The organism is Pseudomonas fluorescens, from assembly GCF_019212185.1.
In the GTDB taxonomy this organism is placed as follows: domain Bacteria; phylum Pseudomonadota; class Gammaproteobacteria; order Pseudomonadales; family Pseudomonadaceae; genus Aquipseudomonas.
In genome coordinates this window covers 3,449,922-3,475,979 of record NZ_CP078138.1, presented here as the reverse complement: position 1 = coordinate 3,475,979, position 26,058 = coordinate 3,449,922, and the positions used below count along the sequence as shown (strand labels likewise).

Below are 26,058 nucleotides of genomic sequence, written 5' to 3'. Positions count from 1 at the left end.
CCGACTCAGGCGGCGTCAGTGTTGGCGCGCGGGTGTTGCGAGATGGGCAGGCTGCGCGACTCGCCACGTCCCATCGGGAAGTACTTGAAGCCCGCGCGAGCCAGGCGGTCGGCGTCGTACAGGTTGCGCCCGTCGAAGACTACCGGGGCCTTGAGACGTTGCCGGATCAGGTCGAAATCCGGGGCCTTGAACTGCTGCCACTCGGTGCAGATGATCAGTGCATCGGCATCCTTGAGCACCGACTCTGGCGTGCCCATCAGCAGCAGCTGGCTTTGGTCCGGGTAGAGGCGCTGGGTTTCCTGCATGGCCTCGGGGTCAAACGCGCTGACCGACGCACCGGCCGCCCACAGCGATTCCAGCAGCACCCGGCTCGGTGCGTCGCGCATGTCATCGGTGTTGGGTTTGAACGCCAGGCCCCACAGGGCGAAGGTGCGGCCCTTGAGGTCACCGTTGTAGAACGCCTTGATCCGCTCGAACAGCTTGTGTTTCTGCCGTTCGTTGATTGCCTCAACCGCCTGCAACAGATCGCTGGAGCAGTTGGCCTGCTCGGCGCTGTGGATCAACGCCCGCATATCTTTGGGGAAGCAAGAGCCGCCGTAGCCGCAGCCGGGATAGATGAAGTGATAGCCGATGCGCTGGTCGGCGCCGATGCCCAGGCGCACCGATTCGATGTCGGCCCCCAGGTGCTCGGCCAGCTCGGATATCTGATTGATGAAGCTGATCTTGGTTGCGAGCATGCAGTTGGCGGCGTACTTGGTCAGCTCGGCGCTGCGCAGGTCCATGTACAGGATGCGGTCGTGGTTGCGGTTGAAGGGCGCGTACAGGTCACGCATGACCTCGCGCACTTCTTCATTTTCGCAACCGATGATAATCCGGTCAGGACGCCGGCAGTCGGCTACCGCGGAACCTTCCTTGAGAAATTCCGGGTTCGAGACAATGTCGAACTGCAGGCTACGGCCAGCCGCTTGCAGCTTGCCGTCGATATGAGCGCGCAAGGTGTCGCCGGTACCCACCGGGACCGTGGATTTTTCCGCGAGAATCAGCGGCTGCTCGCGATAACGAGCCACTGCGTCCCCCACCGACAATACGTAACGCAGGTCCGCCGAGCCGTCTTCATCGGAAGGCGTGCCCACCGCGATAAACAGCACCCGGCCATGCTGGATCGCCAGCTTTTCATCACAGGTGAAACGCAACCGGCCGGACTCCATGCCGTCGCGTACCAGGGTCGACAGGCCGGGTTCGAAAATACTCACGTGGCCTTGCTTGAGCAGCTCGATCTTGTGCTCGTCAATGTCCATGCACACCACGTCATGGCCGACTTCGGCCAGCACAGCTGCCTGCACCAGGCCCACGTAGCCACTGCCGATTACACTGATTTTCATGAGGCGTTCCTGACGTCTGAAGGGCGATTGCCGCGAGAATTGATGATGACAACCCCAAGAATGACCAAAGCCACTCCCAGGGTCCGGGACAGGCTGAAGGGTTCGTTGAACAGCGGCAGGCTGGCGGCCAGCAGGTAGACCAGGGCGTAGCTGATGCTCAGCAGCGAGTAGGCACGTCCCAGCGGCAAGTCGCGCAGGGCTAGCAGCCAGCAGAGCATCGACAGCGCATAGGCCAGGATCGAGGCCAGCACCACGCCAACCGCCAGCAGGTCGACCGCGCCGGATTCCAGGACTGCCAGCCACTGGGTCGGCAGCGGCAAATGGCTCATGCTCCAGCGCATGCCCAACTGGGCGCTGCTGACCAACAGCACGCTGCCCAGGGCAAAGCCGATACCGCGCCTACTCATAGCTGGCCTCCCAGCAGCGCCACGCCGGCAATGACCACGGCGACGCCGATCCAGTGCCGGCGATCAACGCTTTCGTGAAAGACAAACCGCGCGATCAGGGTAATCAGCACAAAGTTCAGGCTGAGCATCGGGTAGGCGACGCCGACGTCCAGGCGTTGCAGCACCAGCAACCACACCAGCAGGCCCAGGCCCAGGCTCGCCAGGGCCAGCCACAGCCACGGCGAGCGCAATTTGGCCAGCAGGGTGGAGGGCTGGTCGCGCCAGCTTTCCACCGCGTACTTCTGGGCCACCTGGCCGAGGCAGGTCAGCAGACAGGCGAGGAGTATCCACAGCAGGCTCATGGCTGACTCTTGGCGAAGATCAGGATCACCAGGTTGCCCTGGTCGTACCGCTTGAAGTCCTGGGGCAACTGGTCGATTTCATAGTGTTCCTCGCCGTTGATGCGCATTACCACGCCGACTTGGCCTTCCTTGCGTGCATCGGCCATCCATTGGCTGACTTTGAGGAAGTCGACCCGACGATGCAGGGTGTCAGGATACGCCAGGCCATATTTCACTTCGCCGACGGTGTTGTAGAGTTCCACGTCCGGGCGCTTGAGGCGCCAGGCCAGGGCGGACGCAGCACCGAGGTCATTGCTCAGCAGATGGGTGCTTTGGCTGAGTTCGGCAACGTGATCGGCGATGAACTGGTCCGGGGTCTTGTTGTAGACCACGGAATTGGGCAGACCCGCTGGCACCAGTGCGACGAACAACCAACTGCCCAACACCGGCGCCGCCCACAGCTGCAACGGCCGCAGGGCTTGCACGGCACTGCAGAGGATCCAGCCGAGCAGCGCGACAAACACCAGTACCAGGTGACTTGGCTCGTTGTGGTAGAGCGGCTTCTTGATCTGGAAATACACGAGGGCCAGCAACACCAGCAGGCCAAGCACCAGGTTCAACACGCCGTTGACGCTGATGGCGCGGGTTTGCCTGGCTGCCAGGCGATCCACCAGGGCGTGGCCCATCAGCAGGGCCAACGGCAGCAGGCAGGGGAAGATGTAGCTTGGCAACTTGCCTTTGGCGACGCTGAAGAACAGCAGCGGCATCAGCAGCCAGATCAGCAGGAAGCCAATGCTTGCCTGACGACGCTCCTGCCAGGCTTGCTTGAACGCCACCGGCAGCAGCGCGACCCAGGGCAGGCTGAAAGCGACCAGCAACGGCAGGTAATACCAGAAGGGTTCGGCATGTTGCGCATCCTCGCCAGAGAAGCGGCGGATGTGTTCATGCCAGAAGAAGAAATTCCAGAAGTCCGGCTCCTGGGCGTGGATCGTCAGGGCCCAGGGCAGGCTCACGAGCACCGCGACCAGCACGGCGATGCCGCCGTAGGTCAGCAGTTCACGCAGGCGTTTTTGCCAGAGCAAATAGGGCAATGCCACCAGCACCGGCAATAACCAGGCGAGAAAACCCTTGGTCATGAAGCCCATGCCGCAGGCGAATCCGGTCAGCGCCCAGAAACCGACGCGCGCTCGCGGCGTCTGGCTGTCGCAGGCAAACCACAGCCCCACCAGGCTCAGATTGACCCAGAAGGTGAATTGCGGATCGAGGTTGGCATAGCCGGCCTGGCCGACCACCACGCAGAAGCTCATGTAGAGCAGGGCGCAGGTCAGGCTCTTGCGTGGGTCATTCCACAGGCGCCGGGCAATCATGTAGGCCAGCAACACGCTCAAGCCGGTACTCAGCGCCGAGGCGATGCGCACGCCGAACAGGTTGTCGCCAAAAATCGCCTGGCCGATGGCGATCATCCAGTAGCCGGCCACCGGTTTCTCGAAATAGCGGATGCCCATGAAATGCGGCGACGCCCAATGCCCGCTCAGGAGCATTTCCTGGCCAATTTGCGCATAGCGAGCTTCATCGGGAATCCACAAACCGTGGGTGACGGTCGGCAGCAGGTAGAACAGGCCGAAGGCCAACAGCAGAAGGGGCAACGCCCAGCGTCTGGTCATGCGCCTTGCACTCCCAGCCAGCCTTCACGGCCTTCGAGGGTGCCGCGCTGCACCTGGCCTGCCGGCAGGCCGGCGGGGTCGGCGGGCAGCAACTGGCCCAGGGGTTGGAACTGGATGTCACGCGCACGCGCATCCTTGAGCAATGCTCGGAAATGATCAGCCATCAGAATCCCTTCTACTTCTGCGTGGATGGTGTAGACGTTCAGCTTCTTGGGGCTGAAGCGCTCGAGAATAAAAGCGTTGAATGCTTCGACGGATACCAGCGGCCCGACCACTTCATCGAAGGTCGGCAGGTCGACCGGCACTTGCACGGCGCCGAGGCTACCGTCCGTCAGTCGTGGCTGGAACAGGCTGTGCCCGCGGCAGTCACTGTTGTAGCGAAAACCAAAGCGCTGCTTGGCCTCGATCACTCGCTCATCGGCACGCCAACCGGCCGCCGCCGAGCAATCGACCGCCTGGCCGAGAATGTCGCTGAGGGTCTCGACCCCGCGCCGAATCTGCTCGCTCAACTGCGCGTCACTCCAGCGCCCGGCATTGGCCTGCCAGCCATGGTGATCCCAGGCGTGCAGGCCGACTTCATGACCGGCGGCAGCAGTCTGGCGCATCAGATGGCCGAGATCACGACCGATCGGCTTACCCGGCCAGGCGGTGCCGGCCAGCAAGATGTCCAGGCCATACAGGCCGACGGCGTTGGAGCGGAGCATTTTCCAGAGAAATTGCGGACGGATCAGGCGCCACAAGTGGCGCCCCATGTTGTCCGGGCCAACGCTAAAGAAAAACGTCGCCTTGACCTGAGCTTCGTCCAGCAACTCCAACAACCGGGGGACCCCGTCACGGGTCCCCCGGTAGGTGTCGACATCAATGCGAAGGCCTGCCTGCATCAGCGCTTGTCCGCGATTTCGAGCATGGCTTCGCGCAGGAAGAAGTCCAGCGTGTTGGCGATGGTCTCGCTCATTTCGACCGTCGGCGTCCAGTCCAGCAGGCGCTTGGCGTTGGCGATGCTCGGCTTGCGGTGAGCCACGTCCTGATAACCGGTGCCGTAGAACGCCTTGCTCTCGACTTCGCGGAAGCCGGCGAAAGGCGGGAAGTTGCCGCGCAGTGGATGTGCCTCGAACTGGCGCAGCAGCTCTTCGCCCAACTGGCGAATGCTGGCTTCGTTATCCGGGTTACCGATGTTGATGATCTGGCCGTTGCAGGCGTCGTTGTCGTTGTCGATGATCCGCGCCAAGGCTTCAATGCCATCGGCAATGTCGGTGAAGCAGCGTTTTTGTTCGCCACCGTCGAACAGGCGGATCGGCGTGCCTTCCACCAGGTTGAGGATCAACTGGGTGATCGCCCGGGAGCTGCCGATACGCGCCGAATCGAGGCGGTCCAGGCGCGGGCCCATCCAGTTGAACGGACGGAACAGCGTGAAGTTCAGGCCTTTCTGGCCGTAGGCCCAGATCACCCGGTCCAGCAGTTGCTTGGACACCGAGTAGATCCAGCGTTGCTTGTTGATCGGCCCGACCACCAGGTTGGAGCTGTCTTCGTCGAAGTTCTGGTCCTGGCACATGCCATAGACTTCGGAGGTCGACGGGAAAACCACGCGCTTGTTGTACTTGACGCAGTAGCGCACCAGCTTGAGGTTTTCCTCGAAATCCAGTTCGAACACGCGCAATGGGTTGCGGGTGTATTCGATGGGGGTGGCGATGGCCACCAGTGGCAGGACCACGTCGCATTTCTTGATGTGGTACTCGATCCACTCGGAGTGAATGCTGATATCGCCTTCGACGTAATGGAAATTCGGGTGATTGCGCAAGCGCTCGATGGCGTCGCAGCCAATATCCAGGCCGTAGACCTCGTAGCGCTCGTCACGCAGCAGACGCTCGGACAGGTGGTTGCCGATGAAGCCGTTGACGCCGAGGATCAGCACCCGCGTGCGACGTGGCTTGCGCCCGGACTCGGCACCGCGCAGCAGCGAACCGTCGACCAGCCCCAGTTCGTCGGCCAGTTGCGGGCCGCCGAGGAACAGGCCGTTGTCATTGCGCTGCCCGGAAACGACCACCAGCGAGTCCTCACCGCAGGCAATGCGCAGCGGCTCGACACTGATCACCCGGCCCGGTGCCTGGCCTTCGTTGCCCTTGACCACCTCGGCGCTCCAGACAATCAGCTTGTGCTCGCCCACCGCACAAAATGCGCCTGGGTAAGGCTGGGTCACGGCGCGCACCAGGTTGAACAGTTGCTCCGCCGGCAGCTTCCAGTCCAGCTTGCCGTCGGCGGCGGTGCGTCGGCCATAGACGCTGGCCTTGGACTCGTCCTGTGGGGTTTCAGTGGTCTTGCCCTGGATCAGCAGCGGCAAGGTATCGCGCAGCAGGCTTGAGGCCGCTTCACGCAGCTTGCCGTGCAGGGTCAGGGCGCTGTCTTGACGCTCGATGGCAACCTGTTGCTGGGCGACGATGGCACCGGCATCGGCACGCTTGACCATGCGGTGCAGGGTCACGCCGGTGACGCTTTCACCGTTGACCAGGACCCAGTTGGCCGGTGCGCGACCACGGTAGGCCGGCAGCAACGAGCCGTGCAGATTGAATGCACCTTTGCTCGCGGTGGCCAGCAGCGCTTCGCTCAGCAGGTTGCGGTAGTAAAAGGAGAACAGGTAGTCGGCGTTGAGCTTGGCAATGCGCTCGACCCACAGCGGGTGATTGGCATCTTCCGGGGCATGTACGGTGATGCCTTTGCGCGCACAGAGCTGAGCGACCGAGCCGTAGAACGTATTTTCCTTGGGGTCGTCGGCGTGGGTGAACACTGCGGCGATCTGGATGCCGGCGTCGAGCAGGGCTTCGATACCAGCACAGCCAATGTCGTGATAGGCGAAGACAACAGCTTTGGTACTCATGGCGTAACCTGGTCAGTAGGAGTGGAAGTCAAACCGTCGACGGTGACAGCAGGGGCTCGCGGAGCAGGTTGGCTGCGCAGGACCTTTTCAATGAAAAAGCGCGGGCGGGCACGGACATCGCCGTACATGCGCCCCAGGTACTCGCCCAGCAGGCCCATGCCGATGAACTGGCCGCCGGTGAACACGAAGAGAATGGCAAACAGCACGAACATGCCGTCACCGGCCCAGTCGGCACCAAACACCAGGCGCAACACGATCAGGCTGAAGGCGAAGAGCATGCCCAGCGCGGCCATGCTGAAGCCGATGATGCTCAGCAGGCGCAGCGGGGTGGTGGTCATACAGGTGATCAGGTCAAACATCAGGTTGATCAGGCGCATGGCACTGTATTTCGATTCGCCGTGCTCGCGCTCGGCGTGCTGCACCAGAATCTCGGTGGTATGGCGGGCGAAGCTGTTGGCGAGAATAGGGATAAAGGTGCTGCGCTCGCGGCAGGCCAGCATGGCGTCGACCACCGTGCGCCGATAGGCCCGCAACATGCAGCCATAGTCGCTCATGGCAACGCCGGTGGAGCGCTGCACGGCGAGGTTGATCAGCTTCGACGGATAACGGCGCAAGGCCGAGTCCTGGCGATTGTTGCGCACCGTGGCAACCACGTCGTAGCCCAGTTCGGCCTGGGCCACCAGGCGCGGAATTTCTTCCGGCGGGTTCTGCAGGTCGGCGTCCAGGGTAATCACCACGTCGCCCCGGCACTGCTCGAAGCCGGCCATGATCGCCGCGTGCTGGCCGTAATTGCGGTTGAGAATCACCGCCACCACCTTGCTGCCCTCGCGTTCAGCGGCGGCTTCGAGCAAGTGCGCGGAGGTGTCGCGGCTGCCGTCATCGACCATGACGATTTCATAGTCCTGCTTGAGTTGCTCGCACGCCGCTTCAGTGCGCCGCAGCAACTCGGGCAAACTTTCTTCTTCGTTGAAGACCGGAATGACGATCGATACGCAGTTAATTGGATATGGCTTCAATGGCTTGAGTCCTGGGTGTGTTCGGGGGCACCGCTGACACAACGGTGTGCCGAGTTCCATTCGGTGTCGGGCATTGTGGCAAGGCAGGTCGGCAGGTGGCTGCGCGTGAAACAGGCTTTCAAGACGATGTCCCTTACGACTTTTATCGAGAAAAATAATACATATCAGAGATTTAGCCGATTTTTTTGAAAATGCACATTGATTAACTTTAGTTTCATCGAGGCGGCAGTTGTGGTTAATCGGCCAGTTGTTGCGGTGGCGCTGAGAGTAAGCGCAAAAATGTGAAAGTGACATGAAAAAACGGTGTTCAAATCGTTTAGCGTGCAGCTTTACAGCAAGTGTTCAGACTTCGGCTGAAGTGGATTGTTTCATCGGAAATTTCTGCCAGACAGGGACTGGCGCAGACAGCATGGATTTCGCGGTTTATCCTTGCCGGTCATCTATAGTTTTCAATCAGCGCTCGAATCCATCCGAGCCGTGTTTATTCAAGGTCCTGTTCGTTTGTCCGAGTTACCCGCTACTCCAGTCCAACATGCCCCGCGTGCCAATCCGTTATCCCTGTACCTGGCGCGGCTCGCTCCCTCCAGCCAGATGACCATCCGCTACGTACTGCAGGATGCCGCTGACCGTCTGGGTTTCGATGAAGTCAACATGGACGACATCCCCTGGCACCAGTTGCAGCCCGAAGACGTGGTGGCCCTGGTGGCAGCGCTGCGCAGTGACGGTTACGCGCCCAATACCTCGTCCTTGTACGTTAATGCGGTACGCGGGGTGATGAACGAAGCCTGGCGCATGAGCCTGATCAGCCAGGATCACCTGCTGAAAATCCGCTCGGTCAAGGGCATCGCCGGGACGCGCCTGTCCCAGGGGCGCAACCTCAAGCGCACGCTGATCCACGACCTGATGGCCGTGTGCGCCGCCGACCCGCGCCCCCAGGGCCTGCGCGACGCGGCAGTGATTGCCTTGTTATATGGCTCGGGAATGCGCAAGTCCGAATCGGTGAACCTCGATCTGGCCCAGGTCGACTTCAGCGAGCGCAGCCTGCAGGTGACCGGCAAGGGGAATAAACAGTTGATCAAGTACGCCCCGACCTGGGCGTTCGACAAGCTCCAGGCCTGGCTCGACCTGCGTCGCTCATTTCTGGTGGAAGGCCAGGAAGACGATGGTTTTCTGTTCAACCGAATTCGCCGCGGCAGCCACATCACCCGCGAACGCATCACCAAGCACGCGATCTACTACATCGCCCGTCAGCGTGGCACCCAGGTCGGGGTGAAAATCATGCCCCACGACTTCCGCCGCTCATTCATTACCCGGGTGATCGAGGAGCACGACCTGTCGATCGCGCAGAAGCTGGCGCACCACAGCAACATCCAGACCACTGCCAATTACGACGTGCGCGACGATAACGAGCGCCGGCGTGCGGTCGATCGTTTCGATCTTTAGTCCTTATAAACAGTGCATTACAGCTGTTTTATAAAGTGACTTGTGAAGTAATGGCGTCATTGTCGTGGACCACCGTGTCGGCCAGCACATGGGCGTCACCCAGGGCAGATATGTGTACCGTGCTGCCGGTTGGTGGCGCACCGATGCCCGAGCTGCGCACCAGCAGCGAGCGGTTACCGGGATGGCCGTGCAGCGGGCAAAGCCGGGTATGCAACTCGACGGTCAAGGTGCAGACATTGCCGCCGAAATCGCGGTCGGTGACCACCCCCAGGCAGCCGTTAGCCTGGTGCGCCGGGCCCGAGTGCGGCACCAGATGCAACTGTTCCGGACGCAACATGATGTGCGCCGGACCGCGATGGAGCGGATTGTTGACCTGGATCCGGCCCAGGTCGCAGGTGGCCCAGCCGTCTTCGACCCGGGCCGGCATCACCACCGCATCGCCGAGGAAAAACGCGGTCTGGCTGTCGTGGGGGCGCAGGTACAGGTCCATCGGCTGTCCGGCCTGGACCAGTCGTCCCTGGCGCATCACCGCCAACTGATCGGCGAACGACAACGCCTCGGCCTGGTCGTGGGTCACCAGAATGGTGGTGACGCCGGCGTCTGAAAGCAGTTTGGCAACCATCTTGCGCATCGAGGCGCGCAAACCGGTGTCCAGCGCCGAGAAGGGCTCATCCAGCAGCATCAGTCGCGGCCGCTGAGCCAGCGCCCGGGCCAGCGCCACACGCTGTTGCTGGCCGCCCGACAATTCGTGGGGCCAACGCTTGGCCATGTGGGGTTCCAGCACCACGCTCTCCAGCAGTTCGGCGATGCGTTGCAGCTTTGCCGCCGCCGTGCCGGACAGGCCGAAGCCGATATTGCCGGCCACCGTCATATGGGGGAACAGCGCACCGTCCTGCGGTACATAACCGATTGAGCGCTGATGGGCTGGCACCTGAGTGGTCGCGTCCACCAGGGTCTGGCCGCTGAGCCGGATGCTGCCAGTGTCGGGAAACTCGAAGCCGGCGATCATTCGCAGCAAGGTGGTTTTGCCCGAGCCCGAAGGGCCGACGATGGCCGTGCGGCTGCCCGCCGGCACCGAAAGATTGACGTCGTCCAGCGCCGGCAGGCTGCCGAAAGTCTTGTAGAGGGCGTTGAGTTCAAGGGCGTTCATCGGCCTGCCGTACGTTTGGATTGGTGATAGAGAAGAGCGGTCAGGGGCATCGACAACAGGATCATCATCAGCGCATAAGGCGCTGCCGCCGCGTAGTCGATTTCACTGGTCATCGCCCAGAAGCCGGTGGCCAGGGTGCGCGTGCCGCTGGGTGACAGCAGCAGCGTGGCGGTCAGTTCGTTGGTGATTGCCAGGAACACCAGGGCCGCGCCAGCCGCTGCACCGGGTGCGGCCAGGCGCAAGGTGATCAGCCACAGCGCCTGGCTCGGTGAGCGACCGAGGCTGCGGGCGATGTTTTCCAGCTCCACCGGGGCCTGGGCGATGCCGGCGCGCAAACTGACCAATGCTCGCGGCAGGAACATCAACAGGTACGCCAGCAGCACGGTCACGGTGGTCTGGTAAATGGGCCGGGCGTAGTGGATGGTCACTGTCACCAGCGCCAGGGCGACGACAATGCCGGGCAACGAACTGGTGATGTAGTTGCAGCTTTCCAGCAGGCGATGCAGTCGGCCCGGAGCGCGAATCGACAGCCAGGCCACCGGCACCGCCGCCACCGTGGTAATGAGTGCGCCAAAGCCAGCCAGCAAGAATGTCTGCTGCAATGCCGGAAGGATCTCGGCCATGCGCCACACCTCGGTGCCACCGGCCAGCAGCCACTGCCCCAAGGTGAGCAACGGCACGCCGAGGGCCAGCGCGCTGGTGATGATCGGTAACCCCAGCGCCACGGCTCTGCTCTTGCCGCGCAATAGCTGGGTGCGCTGGATGCGCGCGCTGCCGGAACCGACCCTGGCATAACGCGCCTTGCCCCGTGCCGCCGATTCCACTGTCAGCAGCACCAGGCAGCACAACGCCAATACGCCGGCCAGCATATTGGCGGCCGGGCCGTTGAACGATGACTGGAACTGATCAAAGATCGCCGTGGTGAAGGTGTCGAAGCGAATCATCGCGTACAGGCCGTATTCGGCGAGCAGATGCAGGCCCACTAGCAAGGCGCCGCCGCAGATCGCCAGACGCAATTGCGGCAGCACCAGGCGAAAGAACACCGCCCAGGGTTTCAGCCCAAGGGATTCGCCCACGTCTTCTATTGCCGGGTCCAGCCGGCGCAGGGTGGCGGCCACGGGTAAATAGAGGAACGGGAAATAGGCGATCACCGACACCAGGACCGCGGCAAACAAATCGTGGATCGGCGGCACCAGACTGACCCAGGCGTAGCTGTGGACGAAGGCCGGCACCGCGATCGGCGCAATTGCCAGCACCGACCACAGGCGCCGTCCTGGCAGGTCGGTGCGCTCGGTCAGCCACGCCAACGCCACGCCGAGCACAATGCACAGTGGCAGGGTGATCAACACCAACAGGGCAGTGTTGATCAGCAATTCGCCGACCCGTGGACGGAAAACCAGCTGGACGATGGTCGCCCAGCCGGTCTGCAGCGAAACACCGATGACGAACGCCAGGGGGATCAACGCCAGCAACGACACCAGGATCGACGCCGCAATCACCCAGCCGCCGACGCGATGCCGGGAAACCGGGCGCAGGGTCACGGGCGTTGCCGTGCGGGCAGCGTCACGGCTATCCGCTAGCGAAACGGGCTTGGACATGGGCTTACAACAACCCTGCCTGAGTCATCAGTTCAACGGCTTTTTTGCTATTGAGTCGGGAAACATCAATGGCCGGTGCGTCCAGTTGCGCCAGCGGCACCAGCTTCGGATTGGACTCGGCGTCTTTGCCGACTGCGTACTCGAAGGATTTTCCGTCCTTGAGAATCGCCTGACCGTCTTTGCCGGTGATCCACTTGAGGAACGCCTGGGCTTCTTCCTGATGTTTGCTGGAGGCCAGCACGCCGCCGCCGGACAGGCTGACAAAGGCACCCGGGTCCTTGTGCTTGAAGTAGTGCAGCGTGGTGTTCTTGCTGTTTTCCCCGGTTTTGTTCTGGTCGACGAAGCTGTAGTAGTGGTAGATCACGCCGCCGTCGATCTGCCCGGCATTCACCGCCTTGAGCACCGCGCTGTTGCCGCGATAGGCCGTGGCGTTGGCCTTCATGCCCTTGAGCCATTCGAGGGTCGCGGCTTCGCCCTTGAGTTCCAGCACCGCGCTGACGATTGCCTGGAAGTCGGCGCCGGCCGGCGAGGCGGCCCAGCGACCTTTCCAGGCCGGATCGGCAAGATCCATCAGGGACTTGGGCAATGCGGCCTCGCTGAGCTTGCTGGTGTTGTAGACAAACACCGTTGAACGCGCAGCAATACCGACCCATTTACCGTGGGCCGGACGATAGGGCGCGCCGACTTGCTCCAGGGTCGCAGGCGCTACCGGGGTGAACAGCCCGGCGTTCTCCACCAGTACCATCGACGGCGAGTTCTCGGTGAGGAATACATCGGCCGGGGAGGCCGCACCTTCCTGCACCAGTTGGTTGCCCATCTCGCTGTCATCGCCGTTGCGCAGGGTGACCTTTATCCCGGTTTCACGGGTAAACCCTTCGACCCAGGCCTTGGTCAGGCCTTCGTGCTGGGCGTTGTAGACCACGATCCCTTCAGCGCTGGGCGCCGCATAAACATGGCCTGCGCCGAGCAGGGCGGTAACGAGAAAGGCGGCCTTGAGGCGCGCGGGGAGGCGAGGATTCATAAGGGGGCAAGCTCCTGCGGTGGTGATGGAATCGTTGGGCAAGCCTCACTTTCCGTTCCGCAGTCCGTGCAGCTTGCGCAAAAAATGCGAATCATTCGCATGAATTTCGTGGGCTGGCAATTTAGTGTGGGTGATGAGAAAAAAACGTCAAATAAATCGTTAATCAATGTTGTTTGTATTTGCATTCGATTGAATGGTGCATGAGTGTGAATGGGAATGCTTGTTGTTAGAGTTTGTGATGTCCCTCGACTCCGCCCCCGCCTGGACCAACGGCACACCGTGGTTTTGCATGGCCAGCGGCACCTTGTTGTCGACGTCAATCATGACTATCCGCCATTGCGCCCAGGGAGCAATTTTCAAGGCTGCTGCGGGAAAATCAGGATCAGCAGGTTGCCCCGTTCATAGCGTTGGCCATCGGTGGGCAGCAGCAACACTTCCTGTTCCTCAAGGGCACTGTTGACCCGCATCACCACACCAACCGAACCCTCTTTGCGCGCTGCGCTCATCCATTGCTGTATGCCGGCCAGGTCGACTTTGCGTGCCTCGGCCTCGGGAAAGGAGCTGCCGTACTTGAGTTCGCCGACCGTGTTGTACAGGTCGACTTGCGCCCGATTCAGGCGCCACGACAAGGCGGATGCGGCGCCCAGGTCGTTACTCAGCAACGAATGGGTTTCACTCAATACCTGCTGATGTTCGGCAATAAACTGATCGGGCATTTTGTCGTGCACCAACGAAGCCGGCATCGACGCCGGCAGCAGCGCCACCAGCAGCCAGATGCCCAGCGCCGGAGCGGCCCAGAACTGTAACGGACGCAGTGCCTGGAGGGCGTTGGCGAGAATCCAGCCGACCAGCACAATAAAGCCCAGGGACAGGGTAAACATCTCCCCGTGGCCAAAGATCGGCTTGCGCAGTTGCAGATAAACCAGGCCCACCAGCGCCACACTGGCAATGGTCACGTTGAGCAGACCGTTGATGCGCAGTACCCGGCTTTTGCCCAGGTTGACCCGGTCGATCAGGGCACTGGCCATCAACAACGCCAGCGGCAACAGGCACGGCATGATGTAGGTGGGCAGCTTGCCCTTGCTCAGGCTGAAAATGCCCAGGGGAAGCAAGAACCAGAGCAATAGAAAGCCGACCGTGGATTGCCGACGGGTGTTCCAGGCCTGGGCCAGCGTGGTCGGCAGCAGGGCTGCCCATGGCAGACTCGCCGCCACCATGATCGGCAGGAAGAACCACCAGGGACGCAGGTGCTGGGCGTTGTCGGCGGAAAAACGGCGAATATGCTCATTCCAGAAGAAGAAGCGCCAGAAGTCCGGTTCCTGGCTATGGATTGCCAACGCCCAGGGCAGGCTCACGGCAACTGCTGCAATCAGCGCCACCGGCCCATAGCGCAACAGTTCGGCAAAACGTCGTTGCCAGAGCATGTAAGGCACGGCCACCACCACGGGCAGCAACCAGGCGAGAAAACCCTTGGTCATGACCCCCATGCCGCAGGCAATGCCGAGCAAGGTCCAGGCACCCAGGCGGCCAGGTGACGTTTGGCTGTCGAGGGCCAGCCACAGCGCCACCAGGCTCAAGTTGACCCAGAGGGTAAATTGCGGGTCGAGGTTGGCGTAGCCCGCCTGGCCGGCGATCAGGCCAAAACTCATATAGAGCAGCGCCGCAGCGAATGACTTGCGTGGGTCACTCCACAGCCGGCTGGCCAGCCAGTACGCCAGCCACACGCTGAACCCGGTGCTCAGGGCGGACGCGATACGCACCCCGAACAGGTTTTCGCCGAAGATCGCCTGGCCCAGGGCGATCATCCAGTAGCCGGCCGCCGGCTTTTCGAAGTAGCGAAAACCCATGAAGTGCGGCGCCACCCAATTGCCAGTCTGCAGCATCTCCTGGCTGATCTGCGCATAGCGTGGCTCGTCGGGAATCCACAGACCATGGAACATCAAGGGCAATAGGTAGAACAGGGCGAAGGCCAGTAACAGTCCGCCCAACGCCCAGCGTCGGGAGGTCAAGACAGTGTCATCCGCCGAGCGCAACGACGTGAGCGAGGTGCACGTGCTCTTCATGAGGCAACCTTGTTGGCAAAAGGCATGAACACAACCGCGCAGCAGCACGCTGTAAGGTTGTAAAAGTGGGTTACATGGCGGGTTGGATTCTAGGAAATGAAAACTGTCCAAATGCTGTAAGCACAGTTAATTCCATCGATAAACCGGTCTAATTCTTGGCTATTTGTTTATTCAGCACGATGGGCCAGTCTTCGGTATTCAAAATGCCCAGCACCTCAAGTTGCCCATCCGGTTTGATCGTCACAAACAACGCGCTGGTGTAGGCGGCCTTCATGGCCCGCCTGAAACCATTTTGCGCTTCGAATTCGCTGATGCAGCCGCTGTGGGTCACCAGCACCAGATTGCGCCGGGCGCTTTTGTGCGCCACGACTTCGTCGCGCAGGGTGGTGCCGCAGGCCGCGAGCCATTCCTGCTGGGTGACCTCGCGAGAGAACATCGAATGTGCGGTTTGCACGGTCCGGGTGGTGGGGCTGGTCAACACGTCCGTGCGCTCCAGCCCTAATAGACTGAGGGCCTTGCCGACATTGGCAGAGGCCAGCTCTCCGACACGGGTAATGCCGTCTGGCGGGCCCAGGCAGGGGTTGTTCGACTGGTCGCAGCGTTCGGCATGCCGTACCAGCACCACCAGTTCGCCAGCCTGCCACTGTTCAATGAGACGGCTCTCGGCCAGATGATTGCCTTGCGCAAGCAGGGTCGGCGACCTTGGCCACAGCATCAGTCCCATGACCAGAACGGCCAGACCGAGCCCCCATAAGGCGAGTATCCATTTTAAGAGAGGATGTTTGCGAAGTGTTTGTAAGAACGTTGTTGACAACGCGCTATTGGTCACGGAGTTCACCCGTCATTGGTTGTCTATAAACAATCAGTTCAATTGGCTGGATGCCATTAATGGCCGATTAATAGTTGGTACTTTGCCGAGCGGCAGGTGGGGCGGAGGTGAAACTAATGTGAAAAAATTGAAAGTACTAATCTTCAAGTATTAAGAGATGTGGATCGTTTTAATTAACGCCTGTTGAGGCTGCCGCTGGTCGGGCGATGGGCGGCGGGTGTCGATCCGCTGCAACGCCAGCCGACTAATCAGCACACCCCCATATTGATCAGGAGAACGACCATGTCCTACGTCGATGGATTTGTTATCGCGGTGCCAACCGCCAAACGCGAAGAGTTTCGCCAGCACGCCGAGCGCATGGCGGTGATCTTCAAAGAGAACGGCGCGCTGAATGTCAGTGAGTGCTGGGGCGAGGATGTGCCGGAAGGCAAGGTGACCTCGTTCCCGATGGCGGTGAAGTGCGAAGAGGGGGAGACCGTGGTGTTCTCCTGGATTATCTGGCCTGACCGCCCGACCCGCGACAGCGCCATGGCCACATTCATGGCCGACCCGCGCCTGCAGGCCGAGGGCAATCAAATGCCGTTCGACGGCCAACGGATGATCTTTGGCGGATTCGAGCGGATTGTGAATGTCTGAAACCTGCGCAGCGGGCCGGCATCCGAGGCAGGCCCGCGTACGATTATTCCGGTGAGGTAATCCGGCAACTCTTGCGATTGCGGATCTCATTGTCTGACGGCCGTTGCTTGACGAACTCGAAGCGCGGTTCGCCTTCATTCCAGGTCACCAGCCAGCCCCAGTCCAGATCCGATTCATCCTGTCCGGGTTGTGGCGGGACGGCCCACCAGGGTTCCTTGCTGAGTATCTGGCGCATCGATACCTCCTGTTTATCCCACCGGTTCGAGGTTGCAGATGACTGACGGCGCGCCAGGCCGGTACAACATCGCCAGAGCACCGTTCTGCCAGAAACTGTAATTGTCCTCGTTGCCCTGGTTACTGTAGCGCGTGCCGGTTTCACTGGAGACCTGGCTCAGGGTGATCGAGGTGTCCGCCCACTTGAGATAGACCACATTCGGCCCGGCATTGAAGTAAGTGGCGGTGATGGGCGCGTGTTGTCCGTTGCAGCGAAACGCCACCGGGCCTTCGGTCAGGCGATCCGGGTCTTTGGTCCGGACGATGGCCGAGCCGCGGCGCAACTCGAACGCCCGCTCGGCATAGCGTTCAATGGTGCAGACCTTGGGGTAAATGGCGTTGGCGCACTGATCACGGGCCAGCAGCCAGAAACGCTGGTCGGTGACAATTTTGTCGGGTGGCGGTTGCGAGCGCTGATCAGTGAGGGCCAGGCGGTACAGGCGGATCATTTCGAGATTCATGCGCGCCAGTTGCGGGTCGCGACAAATCAGCTTTTCGATGCTGATCGCCGTGACGGCGCAGTCGTAACCGGTGGCGTAGTACCGGTTATTGACGGCCGCACTGGCCCAGTCGCTGCACAGGGCACAGGCTAAGAAACAGCTACCCAGGGACGTAAGCGTTTTCATACTGGCATCACTCAGATCAGTAGACGCTACCGGTGTGGCGAAGACCGCCCTCGATCCGTTGAACCGGGTCTATCAGTGTACGTCAGCGCTGAAAACTTGCCAGAGTCGCCGCGTTTCTGTGGCCAGTTGTACAAAGTTGTAACAGGGCCCGCGGCCTGCCTCCTGGCCATATCAATTAACCCATGAAAATCAGGTACTTACTCGTTTTCGAAAACTGTTACAGCGGATTTGGCCGGCGATTGCCGCCTTACTGAACACTCGTTTAGTATGATCTCAAGTCGCAGCACCTCACGCCAAACACAATAATTCGAGGATTCCCATGACTACTCAGTCGTCCCTGCTCAGCCAGGTCGAAGCAGGCGTTGCCTGGATCACCCTCAACCGTCCCGCCCAGCGCAATGCGCTGGATATCCCGAGCCTGAAAGCCCTGCATGCCTTGCTCGACGCCCACAACGCCGACCCGGCCGTGCGCGTGGTGGTGTTGACCGGCAGTGGTCGCAGCTTCTGTGCCGGCGCCGACCTGGATGAATGGGCCGAAGCCGAAGCTCGCGGCGCTCTGGAAACCTACGGCTGGACACAAACCGCCCACGCCCTGATGACCCGTCTGCACAGCCTGGAAAAACCCACCATCGCCGCCATCAACGGCACGGCAGTGGGCGCCGGGATGGACCTGACCCTGTGCTGCGACCTGCGCATCGCCGCGCAATCGGCACGTTTCAAGGCCGGCTACACCGGCATGGCCTATTCGCCAGACGCTGGCGCCAGTTGGCACTTGCCGCGGCTGATCGGCAGCGAGCAGGCCAAGCGCCTGTTGTTCCTCGACGAACTCTGGGGTGCCGATCGCGCCCTGGCGGCTGGCCTGGTGGGTGAAGTCTGCGCCGACGAGCAGCTGCAGAGTGTCGCCGCCGAGCTGGCAACGCGCCTGGCCAACGGCCCGACCTTCGCCTTTGCGCAGACCAAGAAGCTCATCCGCGAAGGCGCCGAACGCAGCCTCGCCGATCAACTGCAGGCCGAACTGGATGCCGGTCTGCTCTGCGGTCGCAGCGAGGACGGCAACGAAGCCCTGCGCGCCGCCATGGAAAAACGCCCCGCGCGTTTTGTCGGTCGCTGATCAACCCGAACTCCTACAGCACACGCACAACAGGTAACACCATGAATTTCCAACTGACCCAAGAACAAGAAATGTTGGTGGAAGCGGTCCGCAGCTTTGTCGCCAAGGAATTGCTGCCCCATGAAGAAGCGGTCGACCGCGCTGACGAAGTGTCGCCCGAGTTGGCCGCACAGATCCGTGGCAAGGCGATTGCCGCGGGCTTCTATGCGTTCAACATGCCCGAAGAAGTCGGCGGTGGCGGCCTCGACTACCTGTCCCAGGCGCTGATCGAGCGCGAACTGTCCAAGGTCTCTTGGGCGCTGCATGTGTTCGTCGCACGGCCGTCGAAAATCCTCATGGCCTGTAAAGACGAGCAGATCAACGACTACCTGTTGCCGTGCATCCAGGGCGAGAAGATCGACTGCTTCGCCCTCACCGAACCGGGCGCCGGCTCCGACGCCAACGCGATCAAGACCCGCGCCGTGCGTGACGGCGACGATTTCATCCTCAATGGCAGCAAGCACTTCATCAGCCATGCCGGCCACGCCGATTTCGCCATTGTCTTCGCAGTCACTGACACCTACGAGCACAACGGCCGAAAACGCAACGCCGTGACCTCGTTCCTGGTGGACCGCGACACCCCGGGCATGACCATCCGCCGCGGTCCCAAGTGCGTGAGCAACCGTGGTTATCACACCTTTGAGATGTTCTTCGACGACTGCCGCGTGCCGGCGTCCAAAGTCCTTGGCGAAGTGGGCAAGGGCTGGGAAGTGGCCAACGCCTGGCTGACCGCTGGCCGGGTGATGGTCGCTGCCAACTGCGTCGGCCAGGCACAGCGCGCACTCGATGTGTCGCTGCAATGGGCGGCGGACCGCCAACAGTTCGGCCAGCCGATCGGCAGCTATCAGGGCGTGTCGTTCAAGCTGGCGGACATGGCCACGCAAATCCGTGCGGCCGAACTGTTGACCCTGCACACCGCCTGGAAAATGGATCAGGGCAGCATGACCGACGGCGAAGCCGGCATGGCCAAGCTGTTCGCCAGTGAAGTGCTGGGTCGCGCGGCCGACGAGGCGGTGCAGATTTTCGGCGGCATGGGCTTGATGGACGAGGGACCGGTGGAACGCATTTGGCGTAACGCGCGGATCGAGCGGATCTGGGAAGGCACGTCGGAAATCCAGCGCCACATCATTTCCCGAGAGCTGCTGCGCCCACTGCTGCGTTGATCGGTTCCGGAGAACTGCCATGTCCCAGATGATTCGTGACAACCTCAAACGCCTGCTCGCACCACAGCACGTGGCGTTTGTCGGCGGCCGCAGCATGGCCCGTGCCCTCAAACGCTGTGCCGAAGGCGGCTACGCTGGACAAATGTGGCTGGTCAACCCGCAGCACGACAGCCTCGAAGGCGTGCCGTGCGTGCGCAGCATCGCCGAGCTGCCCTGTGGCCCGGACGCGGTGTTCATCGCCACCAACCGCGAGCTGACCCTGACCTGCGTCGCCGAACTGGCGGCCATCGGTGCCGGCGGAGCGATCTGCTATGCCTCCGGCTTTGCCGAATCCGGAGCCGAAGGCCAGGCCTTGCAGCAACAATTGCTGCAGGCCGCTGGCGAGATGGCCTTGCTCGGCCCCAACTGCTACGGCCTGCTGGATTACTTGCACAGCTCGGCGTTGTGGCCGGTGGCCCATGGCGGCAAGGCGGTGGAGAAGGGGGTGGCGGTGCTGACCCAGAGCGGCAACTTCGCCTACAACCTGTCGATGAGCGATCGCTCGCTGCCGGTGGCCTACATGGCTTCGGTGGGCAACCAGGCGCAACTGGGCGTCGCCGAATTGATGGACGTGCTGCTCGACGAGCCGCGCGTCACCGCCATCGGCTTGCACCTGGAAGGTCTGAAAAATGTCCCGGGATTTGCCCGCGCCGCGCACAAGGCACTGGAGAAAGGCATCCCGATCATTGCCCTGAAAACCGGGGTGTCGCAGATCGGTGCCGAGCTGGCCCTAAGTCACACCAGCTCGTTGTCTGGCTCCGATACCTTGTATGACGCGCTGTTCGAGCGCCTCGGGGTGATCCGCGTCAGCGGTCCGGTGAGCTTTGTCGAAACCCTGAAAGCGGCGGCCTGCGGCAACCTGCCGGCGGGCAACAGCCTGATCGCGCTGGCCTGTTCTGGCGGCGATGCGGGACTGATCGCCGATTACGCTGAACGCAATGAATTGACGCTGCCCAAGCTCGACAACGGACAAGTCGGCGAACTGGCGCAGGTGCTGCCGAGCTACGCCAACCTGGTTAACCCGTTGGACTTCACCACGGCGATCTGGGGTGACGGCGAAGCCCTGAACCGCATGCTCGACAGTGCCCTGCGCACCGAAGCCGATGCGGCAATGCTGGTACTCGATTACCCGGCCGAATTCACCGGCGAGCGAAAGGAATGTGACCTGCTGCTGGACCTGTATTGCAAGGCGCTGCTACGCCATGGCAAGACCGGTTTCGTCACCTCGGCCTTCCCCGAACTGCTGCCGCCTCACGCCCGTGAACGTCTGCACGCCCAAGGCGTAGCGGCCCTGCAAGGGGTGGAGGATGGCCTGGCTGCCTGGGGGCGGATTGCCGGTTATCAGCAAAATCGCCAAGCCTTGTTGGCGCTGGGCGAATCGGCGCGGGTGCCGCTGTGCCCGCAAGCCCTCACCGGCGAAGGCCGGTTGCTCAACGAATGGGATTCGAAGCAAGCGTTGCGCGCCTTTGGCCTGCCGACGCCGAACGGCGTGCTGAGCACGCCGGCCAATGCACTTAAGGATGCGCAAAAGCTCGGTTATCCGCTGGTACTCAAGGCCGTCAGTGCGCAACTGCCGCACAAGACCGAGGCCGGTGCCGTGGCGCTCAATCTAAAGGACGAAGCCGCTCTTGACGCCGCTCTGACAAAGATGACCGCCAGTATCAAAGCCTACGCGCCTGACGTGGCGGTCGAGCATCTGCTGCTGGAACCGATGGCCCAGCCACCGCTGGCCGAGCTGATTGTCGGGATCAAGCGCGAGAGCGATTTCGCCCTGGCCCTGGTGATCGGCGCCGGCGGCGTGCTGGTCGAGTTGCTCAAGGACAGCCGCTGCCTGTTGCTGCCAACCACCGACGGTGCGATCCGCAACGCGCTGCTGAGTCTGCGCAGCGCCGCCTTGCTGCAAGGCTTTCGCGGCCGTGAAGCGGCGGACCTCGACAGTCTGGTCGCGGCAATTCGCGCGGTCGCCGACTACGCCTGCGAAAACGCCGGGCAACTGCTGGAACTCGATGTGAACCCATTGTTGGTCGGCGCCGCTGGCACGACTGCGGTCGACGCGTTGATTCGCCTCGGCCATGCGTGAGGAACAGAACATGCAACAGACATCCTTGACCGGCGGCCAGGCCCTGGTGCGCCTGCTGGCTAATTATGGGGTCGACACCGTCTTCGGTATTCCCGGGGTGCACACCCTGGAGCTGTATCGCGGGTTGCCCGGCAGCGGCATTCGCCACGTCCTGACCCGCCACGAGCAGGGCGCCAGTTTCATGGCTGACGGCTATGCGCGGGTCAGCGGCAAGCCGGGCGTGTGTTTCGTCATCACCGGTCCCGGCGTCACCAACGCCGCCACTGGGATCGGCCAAGCCTATGCCGACTCGATCCCGATGCTGGTGATTTCCAGCGTCAACCACACCGCCAGCCTCGGCAAGGGCTGGGGCATCCTCCACGAGTGCCAGGATCAGCGCGCCATGACCGCGCCTATCACTGCGTTTTCGGCGGTGGCCCTGACCGCCGAAGACCTGCCCGAATTGATCGCCCGCGCTTATGCGGTGTTCGACAGCGAGCGTCCGCGCCCGGTGCACATCTCCGTACCGCTGGACGTGTTGGCAGCACCGATCGCCCGCGACTGGAGCAACGAGGTGGTGCGTCGTCCCGGTCGCGGCACGCCAGCCGTCGCTGTGCTCGAACAGGCCGTCGCCAAACTGCAAAGCGCCAAACGGCCGATGATCATCGCCGGTGGCGGTGCCTTGAATGCCGCATCGCAACTGCAAGAACTCAGCACTCGATTGGCCGCGCCACTGTTCACCAGCGTCGCTGGCAAAGGCCTGCTGCCACCCGATGCGCCACTGAATGCCGGTTCGTCGCTGTGCGTGGAGCCGGGCTGGAAGCTGATCGCCGAAGCCGATGTGGTGCTGGCGGTCGGCACCGAGATGGCCGACACCGATTTCTGGCGCGAGCGCCTGCCAGTCAATGGCGACGTGCTGCGGGTGGATATCGACCCGCGCAAGTTCAACGATTTCTACCCCTGTGCCGTGGCCTTGCACGGTGACGCCGAGCAAACCCTGTCTGCGTTGCTTGAGCGCCTGCCCGCGCAGGTGCGTGACGCCAGTGCGGCGATTGCCTCTGTGGCGGCATTGCGTGAAGCGGTAAAAAGCGGCCACGGTCCGTTGCAGTCGATCCATCAGGCGATCTTGCAACGCATCGCCGCCGAGCTGCCGGACAACGCCTTTATCAGCACCGACATGACCCAACTGGCCTACACCGGTAACTACGCCTTTGATTCGCTGGCGCCGCGCAGTTGGTTGCACCCGACCGGCTACGGCACCTTGGGCTACGGCCTGCCGGCCGGGATCGGCGCCAAGTTCGGCGCGCCCCAGCGTCCCGGCCTGGTGCTGGTGGGAGACGGCGGCTTCCTCTACACCGCACAGGAACTGGCCACGGCCGTCGAAGAACTGGACAGCCCGCTGGTGGTGCTGCTGTGGAACAACGACGCCCTGGGACAGATCCGCGACGACATGCTCGGCCTGGATATCGAGCCAATAGGCGTACTGCCACGCAACCCGGATTTCGCCGCGCTGGCCCGTGCCTTCGGTTGCACCGTGAGCCAGCCACAAAGCCTGGCCGAACTGCAGACCGATCTGCGCCACGGCTTCAAGCGCAACGGCGTGACGCTGATCGAACTCAAGCACGCTTGTGCCCATTGATCCGAGGAGGACACCCGCATGCGTTTTTCCGATCTGACCCAACGCATCGCCGGCGACGGCGCTGCCGCCTGGGATATTCACTACCGCGCCCTGGCCTTGCGCAGACAGGGCCAGGACATTTTGCTGCTGTCGGTGGGTGACCCTGACTTCGATACCCCACAGCCCATCGTCCAGGGCGCCATCGACAGCCTTCTGGCCGGCAACACCCATTACGCCGATGTGCGCGGCAAGCCCGCCTTGCGTGCAGCCATCGCCCGCAGGCATCAGCAGCGCAGTGGCCAGGTGGTCTCGGCGGATCAGGTGACGGTACTGGCCGGCGCCCAGTGTGCGCTGTTCAGCGTCGCCCAATGCGTGCTCAATCCAGGCGATGAAGTGATTGTCGCCGAGCCGATGTACGTGACCTATGAAGCGGTGTTCGGCGCCTGTGGCGCGGTGGTGGTGCCGGTGCCGGTACGCTCGGAAAACGGCTTTCGGGTGTTGCCCGAAGACGTTGCCGCGCGCATCACCCCGCGGACCCGCGCCCTGGCCTTGAACAGCCCGCATAACCCGTCGGGGGCGAGCCTGCCGCGCGCTACCTGGCAAGCGCTGGCCGAATTGTGCATCGGCCACGACCTGTGGCTGATCAGCGACGAGGTCTACAGCGAACTGTTGTTCGACGGCGAGCACGTCAGCCCGGCGAGCCTGCCGGGTATGGCCGAGCGCACCGCGACCCTCAACAGCCTGTCGAAATCCCACGCCATGACCGGCTGGCGTGTGGGCTGGGTGGTCGCGCCGCCGGCACTGGCCACGCACCTGGAAAATCTGGCGCTGTGCATGCTCTACGGCTCGCCGGATTTCGTTCAGGACGCGGCGGTGATCGCCCTGGAGAGTGATCTGCCAGAACTGACGGCGATGCGTGACGCCTATCGCCAGCGCCGCGACCTGGTCTGCGCCAGCCTCGCCGACTGCCCCGGGGTGCGCGCCTTGAAGCCCGACGGCGGGATGTTCGTGATGCTCGATATCCGCGCCACCGGCCTCAGCGCCCAGGCGTTCGCCGATCGCCTGCTGGATCGCCACGGCGTCTCGGTGCTCGCCGGTGAGGCCTTTGGGCCGAGTGCCGCCGGGCATATCCGCCTGGGGCTGGTGGTGGCAGAAGCGCCGTTGCGCGATGCCTGTCAGCGCATTGCCCGTTGTGCCCAGGAACTGATGGAGGCAAAGCTGGATGCTTAATCACAAGACACTGTTTATCGATGGCCGCTGGCAAACCCCGTCGGGACAGGGCATCGCCGAGGTGATCAACCCGGCCACCGAAGAGATTGCCGGCAGCGTACCGCTGGGCGATGAGCGCGATGTCGATGCCGCCGTAGCGGCTGCACGCAAGGCGTTCGCCAGCTGGTCGCGTACCCCGTCCAGCGTTCGCGCCAGCTACATTCGGGCGTTGGCCGAGCAGTTGCGCAGCCGTGCCGATGAGATGGCGGCGGTGATCACCGCTGAACTGGGCATGCCGGTGCAGTGGTGCCGCGCAGTGCAGGTCGACGGACCGATTGCCGGGCTTGAGCAGTACGTCGAATTGGCTGGGCTGATGGACGAAGTGCGGGAAGTCGGCAACTCGCTGGTAATCCGTGAAGCGGTGGGCGTCTGCGCTTTTATCAACCCGTGGAATTACCCGCTGCACCAGTTAATCGGCAAGTTGGCGCCGGCATTGGCTGCGGGCTGCACCGTGGTGCTCAAGCCAAGCCAGGAAACCCCGCTGCATGCGTTTCTGCTGGCACAGATGATTGCCGACGTCGGCTTGCCGGCCGGGGTGTTCAACCTGGTCAGCGGACCGGGCTCCAAGGTCGGCGAAGCCCTGGCCCGGCACCCGGACGTCGACATGCTGTCGTTCACCGGCTCCACCGGCGCCGGGGTGCGAGTGGCCCAGGCCGCTGCGCCCTCGGTCAAGCGGGTCTGTCTGGAGCTGGGCGGCAAGTCGCCGCTGCTGATCGCCGAGGACGCTGACCTCGCTGCCGCCGTGCGTTATGGCGTGCAGGACGTGATGATCAATTCCGGACAAACCTGCACCGCCTTGACCCGCATGCTGCTGCCGGCCAGCCGCTATGCCGAGGCCGTGGACATTGCGTTGGCCGAAACCCGCAGCCTGGTCATGGGCGACCCACTGGACCCGCAGAGTTTCCTCGGGCCGATGTGTTCCGCTGCACAGCGGCGCAGCGTGCTCGACTACATCCGTATGGGTCAGGAGGAAGGTGCGCGCCTGCTCTGTGGTGGCGACACCCCGGCGGCGTTCGAACGCGGTTATTACGTCAGCCCGACGCTGTTCGCCGACGTCGACAACCGCATGCGCATCGCCCAGGAAGAAATCTTCGGCCCGGTGCTGTGCCTGATTCCCTATGCCGATGAGGCGCAAGCGATCCAGTTGGCCAATGACTCGCCGTTCGGCCTCTCCAGCGCGGTCTGGGCCGGCAGTGCCGAGCGCGCCCTGCAATTGGGCCGGCAACTGCGCGCCGGGCAGTGCTTCCTCAACGGCGCGGCATTCAATTATCAGGCGCCGTTCGGCGGCTACAAACAGTCCGGCAATGGCCGGGAATGGGGGGAGGAGGGACTTAACGAATTCGTCGAAGTGAAGGCGATCCAGGTGTGACGGTTTACCCATCGAAATGTATGTGCACCGGGCCCAGGCCCGGTGTCTTGCGTGGTGCCAATTTCATTTAGCGTGTGATCAGGGGCAATCC

At 62.5% G+C, this 26,058-nt stretch carries 22 protein-coding genes; 8 read left to right on the top strand and 14 right to left on the bottom strand.

All coding sequences use genetic code 11. From position 1 onward, the window contains the following. Positions 1-5: 5 nt before the first annotated feature. Genes KW062_RS15600 through arnC form a run of 7 tightly spaced genes read right to left on the bottom strand, consistent with a single transcriptional unit; the run spans position 6 to position 7,661 of the window. On the bottom strand, positions 6-1,382 hold the full coding sequence (locus tag KW062_RS15600) for a UDP-glucose dehydrogenase family protein (RefSeq protein ID WP_105754221.1): 1,377 nt from the start codon (positions 1,380-1,382) through the stop codon (positions 6-8). Next, positions 1,379-1,789, bottom strand: coding sequence for a 4-amino-4-deoxy-L-arabinose-phosphoundecaprenol flippase subunit ArnF (gene arnF / locus KW062_RS15595; protein WP_027618898.1), 411 nt, complete (start codon positions 1,787-1,789; stop codon positions 1,379-1,381). The genes KW062_RS15600 and arnF overlap by 4 nt, the downstream gene beginning before the upstream one ends. Continuing rightward, a complete protein-coding gene (gene arnE / locus KW062_RS15590) occupies positions 1,786-2,130 on the bottom strand; it encodes a 4-amino-4-deoxy-L-arabinose-phosphoundecaprenol flippase subunit ArnE (RefSeq protein ID WP_105754220.1) in 345 nt (114 codons plus the stop codon). The genes arnF and arnE overlap by 4 nt, the downstream gene beginning before the upstream one ends. Beyond that, positions 2,127-3,773, bottom strand: a complete 1,647-nt coding sequence (gene arnT / locus KW062_RS15585; protein ID WP_105754219.1) for a lipid IV(A) 4-amino-4-deoxy-L-arabinosyltransferase — start codon at positions 3,771-3,773, stop codon at positions 2,127-2,129. Before arnT (KW062_RS15585) ends, arnE begins: the two co-directional genes overlap by 4 nt. After that, a complete protein-coding gene (arnD, locus tag KW062_RS15580) occupies positions 3,770-4,654 on the bottom strand; it encodes a 4-deoxy-4-formamido-L-arabinose-phosphoundecaprenol deformylase (protein WP_105754218.1) in 885 nt (294 codons plus the stop codon). The genes arnT (KW062_RS15585) and arnD overlap by 4 nt, the downstream gene beginning before the upstream one ends. Then, entirely contained in the window at positions 4,654-6,645 is a 1,992-nt protein-coding gene (arnA, locus tag KW062_RS15575; protein WP_105754217.1) for a bifunctional UDP-4-amino-4-deoxy-L-arabinose formyltransferase/UDP-glucuronic acid oxidase ArnA, read from the bottom strand. Before arnA ends, arnD begins: the two co-directional genes overlap by 1 nt. Further along, entirely contained in the window at positions 6,642-7,661 is a 1,020-nt protein-coding gene (gene arnC, locus KW062_RS15570; RefSeq protein ID WP_027618893.1) for an undecaprenyl-phosphate 4-deoxy-4-formamido-L-arabinose transferase, read from the bottom strand. Before arnC ends, arnA begins: the two co-directional genes overlap by 4 nt. A gap of 591 nt (positions 7,662-8,252) precedes the next feature. On the opposite strand from arnC, the gene KW062_RS15565 reads away from it, so the two are divergent. Next, positions 8,253-9,104: a site-specific integrase gene (locus KW062_RS15565; protein ID WP_081786361.1), complete on the top strand. Its 852-nt coding sequence runs from the start codon at positions 8,253-8,255 to the stop codon at positions 9,102-9,104. 28 nt (positions 9,105-9,132) lie between these two features. Here the strand turns inward: KW062_RS15565 and KW062_RS15560 are convergent, their stop codons facing one another. From KW062_RS15560 to KW062_RS15540, 5 genes are all read right to left on the bottom strand, one after another. Next, on the bottom strand, positions 9,133-10,254 hold the full coding sequence (locus tag KW062_RS15560) for an ABC transporter ATP-binding protein (protein ID WP_105754216.1): 1,122 nt from the start codon (positions 10,252-10,254) through the stop codon (positions 9,133-9,135). Next, entirely contained in the window at positions 10,251-11,852 is a 1,602-nt protein-coding gene (locus KW062_RS15555) for an ABC transporter permease (protein ID WP_105754215.1), read from the bottom strand. The genes KW062_RS15560 and KW062_RS15555 overlap by 4 nt, the downstream gene beginning before the upstream one ends. Positions 11,853-11,856: 4 nt before the next feature. Beyond that, positions 11,857-12,873, bottom strand: a complete 1,017-nt coding sequence (locus KW062_RS15550) for an iron ABC transporter substrate-binding protein (RefSeq protein WP_105754214.1) — start codon at positions 12,871-12,873, stop codon at positions 11,857-11,859. Positions 12,874-13,229: 356 nt separating this feature from the next. Continuing rightward, the gene (arnT, locus tag KW062_RS15545; RefSeq protein ID WP_105754213.1) at positions 13,230-14,936 is read right to left on the bottom strand and encodes a lipid IV(A) 4-amino-4-deoxy-L-arabinosyltransferase; all 1,707 of its coding nucleotides are present in this window, start codon (positions 14,934-14,936) and stop codon (positions 13,230-13,232) included. A gap of 148 nt (positions 14,937-15,084) precedes the next feature. Continuing rightward, a complete protein-coding gene (locus KW062_RS15540; protein ID WP_256350781.1) occupies positions 15,085-15,765 on the bottom strand; it encodes a histidine phosphatase family protein in 681 nt (226 codons plus the stop codon). A gap of 282 nt (positions 15,766-16,047) precedes the next feature. On the opposite strand from KW062_RS15540, the gene KW062_RS15535 reads away from it, so the two are divergent. After that, positions 16,048-16,401 (top strand): DUF1428 domain-containing protein, encoded by a 354-nt coding sequence (locus KW062_RS15535; protein ID WP_027618885.1) that lies wholly within the window; start codon positions 16,048-16,050, stop codon positions 16,399-16,401. Positions 16,402-16,444: 43 nt separating this feature from the next. On the opposite strand, the gene KW062_RS15530 is transcribed toward KW062_RS15535, so the two are convergent. Both KW062_RS15530 and KW062_RS15525 read right to left on the bottom strand, forming a co-directional pair. Further along, positions 16,445-16,636 (bottom strand): hypothetical protein, encoded by a 192-nt coding sequence (locus tag KW062_RS15530; RefSeq protein WP_027618884.1) that lies wholly within the window; start codon positions 16,634-16,636, stop codon positions 16,445-16,447. A gap of 13 nt (positions 16,637-16,649) precedes the next feature. After that, a complete protein-coding gene (locus KW062_RS15525; protein WP_027618883.1) occupies positions 16,650-17,300 on the bottom strand; it encodes an MliC family protein in 651 nt (216 codons plus the stop codon). Positions 17,301-17,619: 319 nt separating this feature from the next. Between KW062_RS15525 and KW062_RS15520 the strand changes: the two genes are divergently transcribed. The 6 genes from KW062_RS15520 to KW062_RS15495 are packed head-to-tail and all read left to right on the top strand — an operon-like array spanning position 17,620 to position 25,967. Next, entirely contained in the window at positions 17,620-18,411 is a 792-nt protein-coding gene (locus KW062_RS15520) for an enoyl-CoA hydratase/isomerase family protein (protein ID WP_027618882.1), read from the top strand. A 41-nt stretch (positions 18,412-18,452) separates the two neighbouring features. Continuing rightward, positions 18,453-19,613, top strand: coding sequence for an acyl-CoA dehydrogenase family protein (locus KW062_RS15515; protein ID WP_027618881.1), 1,161 nt, complete (start codon positions 18,453-18,455; stop codon positions 19,611-19,613). A gap of 28 nt (positions 19,614-19,641) precedes the next feature. Then, on the top strand, positions 19,642-21,732 hold the full coding sequence (locus KW062_RS15510) for an acetate--CoA ligase family protein (protein WP_177433246.1): 2,091 nt from the start codon (positions 19,642-19,644) through the stop codon (positions 21,730-21,732). Positions 21,733-21,742: 10 nt separating this feature from the next. After that, positions 21,743-23,350, top strand: a complete 1,608-nt coding sequence (locus KW062_RS15505) for a 5-guanidino-2-oxopentanoate decarboxylase (RefSeq protein ID WP_105754211.1) — start codon at positions 21,743-21,745, stop codon at positions 23,348-23,350. Between the two features lie 18 nt (positions 23,351-23,368). Further along, positions 23,369-24,559 carry a pyridoxal phosphate-dependent aminotransferase gene (locus KW062_RS15500; protein WP_105754210.1) on the top strand — a complete coding sequence of 397 codons (1,191 nt, stop codon included), beginning with the start codon at positions 23,369-23,371 and terminating at the stop codon, positions 24,557-24,559. Continuing rightward, complete coding sequence (locus tag KW062_RS15495; protein ID WP_105754209.1) at positions 24,552-25,967, top strand: aldehyde dehydrogenase family protein; 1,416 nt, start codon at positions 24,552-24,554, stop codon at positions 25,965-25,967. Before KW062_RS15500 ends, KW062_RS15495 begins: the two co-directional genes overlap by 8 nt. Positions 25,968-26,058 lie beyond the last annotated feature (91 nt).